Here is a 4,123-nt window from a genome sequence, read left to right on the forward strand (position 1 = left end):
GGCATCGACCAGCAGCACGACACCATCGACCATCGACAGGATCCGCTCGACCTCGCCGCCGAAATCGGCGTGGCCGGGGGTGTCGACGATGTTCACCCGATGCCCGTCCCACTCGACCGAGGTAGCCTTGGCCAGGATGGTGATGCCGCGTTCGCGTTCCAGATCGTTGGAATCCATCGCGCGTTCGGCCACCGCTTGATTCTCGCGGAAGGAACCGGATTGCTTCAAGAGCTGGTCCACAAGCGTCGTCTTGCCGTGGTCCACATGCGCGATGATCGCGATGTTGCGAATGTCCATGGGGTTGGCCTCTGGGGGATTTGTGCTGCGGATAGTGGCTTTTGCCCCAAAAGGCCAGAACCAATGCTAATGCGCCGCGCTTTTCGAAAAGAGGTGGATCACCAGGATGCCCGCAAGGATCAGCGCCATGCCCAGAACCGCGGGCAGGTCGATGCGCTGGCCGAAGACCCACCAGCCGATCAGCGCGATCAGGACGATCCCCAGCCCCGACCAGACGGCATAGGCGATGCCGACGGGAATTGTCTTGAGCGCGTGCGAGAGCAGGTAGAAGGACAGCGCATAGCCCAGCACGACGATGACCGAGGGCAGAAGCCGGGTGAATTGCTGGCTGGCCTGCAAGGCCGAGGTCGCGATGGTTTCGGTCAGGATGGCCAGGAGAAGGAAAATGTAGGATTTCGGCATGGGTCTGTGTCCTGATTGCCTAGCGGGCGATATAGCGGTCGCGACGGTGATTGGTGGCGATGATGACATTCAGCACGACCGCCCCGATCAGCGACCAGAGCAGGGTCAGTGGCGCGATCACGGCTGCGGCCAGCGCAAAGACTGCTGCGTCGAAGCCAAGCTGCACCCAACCCGCGCGGATGCCATGCCTGTCCTGCAGCCAGACCGCCACGATGCCGACGCCGCCAAGGCTTGCCCCATGGCGGAAGAGCGCAAGCAGCCCCGCGCCCGCGGTCACGCCTGCCAGGATCGCGGCCGCGAGCGGCTGAACGGGCCCAAGGCTCATGACATGGGGCAGCGTTTCCGTGAACAGCGAGAGAAGACCCACCGCCGCAAGGGTCTTGAGCGTGAAGGCCCGCCCCATGCGGCGCAGCGCCAGCAGGTAGAAGGGCAGGTTGAGCGCGAAGAAGAGGGCGCCGAAGGACCATCCGGAGGCATAGGAAGCCACCAGCGCCAGCCCCGCGATCTGGCCGGTGACCAGCCCCGCGGCACTGAGCAGCTGGACCGAGATCGCCACGAGAAGCGTGCCGACGATCAGCCCCTGGGCGTCGTCAGGCAGGCTGTGGCGGGGAACGGAAAGCTGCATGATCCGGAAATGCCGTTGCCGGACGGAATTGTCCAGACGGATGGCGTCCCCGGGGGGCCGCATGCCCTGACGACATGCGGCCCGGTCTTCGGGTGGGCGGCAGCGACCCGCCCGCGCCTCAGCCCGCCAGCGCCCTGTTCAGGTTCTCGTCCACCTTCTCAAGGAAGCCCATGGTGGTCAGCCATTTCTGGTCCGGCCCGACCAGCAGCGCCAGATCCTTGGTCATGTCGCCCGCCTCGACCGTTTCGACCACCACCCGTTCCAGCGTCTCCGCGAAATGGGCGAGCCGCTCGTTGCCGTCCAGCTTGGCGCGATGCTTCAGCCCGCCGGTCCAGGCGTAGATCGACGCGATGGAATTGGTCGAGGTCTCTTCGCCCTTCTGGTGCTGGCGGTAGTGGCGGGTGACGGTGCCGTGCGCGGCCTCGGCCTCGACGGTCTTGCCGTCGGGCGTCATCAGGATCGAGGTCATCAGCCCGAGGCTGCCGAAGCCCTGCGCCACGGTGTCGGACTGCACGTCGCCGTCATAGTTCTTGCAGGCCCAGACGAAGCCGCCGTTCCACTTCATCGCGCAGGCCACCATGTCGTCGATCAGGCGGTGTTCGTAGGTGATGCCTTTGGCCTTGAAGCGGTCGGCGAATTCCTCGTCGAACACCTTCTGGAACAGGATCATGAACTGGCCGTCATACTGTTTCAGGATGGTGTTCTTGGTCGAGAGATAGAGCGGCCAGCCCTTCGCCAGGGCATAGTTCATCGAGGCGCGCGCGAAGTCGATGATCGACTGGTCGAGGTTGTACATCCCCATATAGACCCCCGAGGAGGGCGCCTTGAACACCTCTTCCTCGATCACCGTGCCGTCCTCGCCCACGAATTTCAGGCTGAGCGTGCCGGGGCCGGGGAACTTGATGTCGGTCGCGCGGTACTGGTCGCCGAAGGCGTGGCGGCCGATCACGATGGGCCGGGTCCAGCCGGGCACCAGGCGGGGCACGTTGCGGCAGATGATCGGGGCGCGGAAGACGACGCCGCCCAGGATGTTGCGGATCGTGCCGTTGGGCGATTTCCACATCTTCTTGAGGCCGAATTCCTCGACCCGCGCCTCGTCGGGGGTGATCGTGGCGCATTTCACGCCGACGCCGACCTCCCTGATCTTCTCGGCGGCGTCGATGGTGATCTGGTCGTCGGTCCGGTCGCGTTCCTCGATGCCAAGGTCGTAATACAGAAGGTCGACATCGAGATAGGGCAGGATCAGCTTCTTCTTGATGAAGTCCCAGATGATCCGGGTCATCTCGTCGCCGTCGAGTTCGACGACCGGATTGTCGACTTTGATCTTCGTCATGTGGCCCCTCGTTCAGGATTGCGGGAATCGCGCATCGTGCGGGTCATAGCCGATTTCACCGGTTCAGGCCAGAGCGGTATGCTTTTGTATACCGTAGTGATCCCCCGGTGAACGGACACGGCAATCGCGGTCGCCGGCGGCCGCGAGATCGGTCCACGCATCGACCTGATCGCGCGGTTCTGTGGTGCTCGGCCCGCCGGGACAGGCGCGCGACCTGGCGCGAGGCACCGCATTGCCCGAGCCGCTGCCCATGCCAAAGCTCCAGCCCCCGGCGGCCTGCCGCATGCCTCGGCCACCCCTGGTCGGCCCTAGGCGGAATCGCCCTGTTCGGGCGGGGGCAGGGCGTGGGTGCTGCGCTTGCGATCCATCACCGCGCGACCGCGGCCAAGGGCGCGGCGGATGCGCACGGCGGTCATGAACGCTTCCTGGGTGGTGGGCGACGACTCGCCGATCGCCCTGGCCATCTCGTCGATCAGCCGGTCATCGTCCAGCTGTTCCGCCAGTTCCAGCGCCTCGCGGGCCAGGGTGTCGGCTAGATCGTCGAGAATCGCCACGCCCTTGCCTCCGTCAGCGGGTGCCCTCGGTCAGGCGGCGCCGGACATAGGTGCTGACATGATCGATCAGCGCGTCCATATGCGGATCCTGGAAGAAATGGTCCGCGCCCTCGATCTCGTCATGGGTGATGGTGATGCCCTTCTGCTCGTGCAACTTGTCCACCAGCGCGCGGGTGTCGGCGGGCGGCGCGACGCGGTCGGCCGAGCCGTGGATCACCAGGCCCGAGGACGGGCAGGGGGCGAGGAACGAGAAATCGTACATGTTGGCGGGCGGGCTGACCGAGACGAAGCCGGTGATCTCGGGCCGCCGCATCAGAAGCTGCATGCCGATCCACGCCCCGAAGGAGAACCCCGCAACCCAGCAATGCTTGGCGTTCTGGTTCATGGATTGCAGGTAATCGAGCGCGGCCGCCGCATCCGACAACTCGCCGATGCCCTGGTCGTATTCGCCCTGGCTGCGCCCCACCCCGCGGAAATTGAACCGCAGCACGGTAAAGCCCATGCGGTGAAACGCGTAGTGCAGGTTGTAGACGACCCGGTTGTTCATCGTTCCGCCGAATTGCGGATGCGGATGCAGCACGATGGCGATGGGGGCGTCCTTGTCTTTCTGCGGATGGTAGCGGCCTTCGAGACGGCCTTCGGGGCCGGGAAAGATGACCTCGGGCATTTATGTTCTTCTCGTTCGCGAGGCCCGGATTCTTGACGAGAAGGGCCGGGCTACATAGGACAGGTCCACCCGACGAGCGTGGGCTCGGGGTGCAGTCCGAGGTAATGGCCCACCCGCGCTGCGTCAACCGTCTGCGGGAGGGTGGCGATGAAACTGAGCACCAAGGGGCGCTACGCGATGGTGGCGCTGGTCGATCTGGCCCTGATCCCCGAGGGCGGGCTGGTGTCGCTGGCCGAGATCTCGAA

6 protein-coding genes and 1 pseudogene are annotated in these 4,123 nt (G+C 65.0%); 1 reads left to right on the forward strand and 6 read right to left on the reverse strand.

Annotation, left to right across the window (positions count from 1 at the left end):
• The 6 genes from ENN83_RS16625 to ENN83_RS16650 form a co-directional block, all read right to left on the reverse strand.
• Positions 1–297: GTP-binding protein (locus ENN83_RS16625; RefSeq protein WP_287188929.1), on the reverse strand; the 297-nt coding region annotated here is incomplete at its 3' end.
• 66 nt (positions 298–363) lie between these two features.
• Positions 364–699 carry a DMT family transporter gene (locus tag ENN83_RS16630; protein WP_287188931.1) on the reverse strand — a complete coding sequence of 112 codons (336 nt, stop codon included), beginning with the start codon at positions 697–699 and terminating at the stop codon, positions 364–366.
• 19 nt (positions 700–718) lie between these two features.
• Positions 719–1,324, reverse strand: coding sequence for a YitT family protein (locus ENN83_RS16635; protein ID WP_287188933.1), 606 nt, complete (start codon positions 1,322–1,324; stop codon positions 719–721).
• Positions 1,325–1,442: 118 nt separating this feature from the next.
• The gene (locus ENN83_RS16640) at positions 1,443–2,657 is read right to left on the reverse strand and encodes an NADP-dependent isocitrate dehydrogenase (RefSeq protein WP_287188935.1); all 1,215 of its coding nucleotides are present in this window, start codon (positions 2,655–2,657) and stop codon (positions 1,443–1,445) included.
• A gap of 308 nt (positions 2,658–2,965) precedes the next feature.
• Positions 2,966–3,211 carry a hypothetical protein gene (locus ENN83_RS16645; protein ID WP_287188937.1) on the reverse strand — a complete coding sequence of 82 codons (246 nt, stop codon included), beginning with the start codon at positions 3,209–3,211 and terminating at the stop codon, positions 2,966–2,968.
• A gap of 13 nt (positions 3,212–3,224) precedes the next feature.
• On the reverse strand, positions 3,225–3,878 hold the full coding sequence (locus ENN83_RS16650; protein WP_287188939.1) for an alpha/beta hydrolase: 654 nt from the start codon (positions 3,876–3,878) through the stop codon (positions 3,225–3,227).
• Between the two features lie 147 nt (positions 3,879–4,025).
• On the opposite strand from ENN83_RS16650, the pseudogene ENN83_RS16655 reads away from it, so the two are divergent.
• Positions 4,026–4,123 (forward strand): annotated as a pseudogene (locus ENN83_RS16655) (Rrf2 family transcriptional regulator); the annotation flags it as partial.

The organism is Rhodovulum sp. (assembly GCF_011048875.1).
Lineage (GTDB): Bacteria > Pseudomonadota > Alphaproteobacteria > Rhodobacterales > Rhodobacteraceae > Rhodovulum > Rhodovulum tesquicola.

Bases quoted from the DNA above. Each gene is read 5' to 3' on its own strand.
- ENN83_RS16650 (WP_287188939.1), bottom strand. From the start codon at position 3,878: ATGCCCGAGGTCATCTTTCCCGGCCCCGAAGGCCGTCTCGAAGGCCGC.
- ENN83_RS16640 (WP_287188935.1), bottom strand. From the start codon at position 2,657: ATGACGAAGATCAAAGTCGACAATCCGGTCGTCGAACTCGACGGCGAC.
- ENN83_RS16630 (WP_287188931.1), bottom strand. From the start codon at position 699: ATGCCGAAATCCTACATTTTCCTTCTCCTGGCCATCCTGACCGAAACC.
- ENN83_RS16635 (WP_287188933.1), bottom strand. From the start codon at position 1,324: ATGCAGCTTTCCGTTCCCCGCCACAGCCTGCCTGACGACGCCCAGGGG.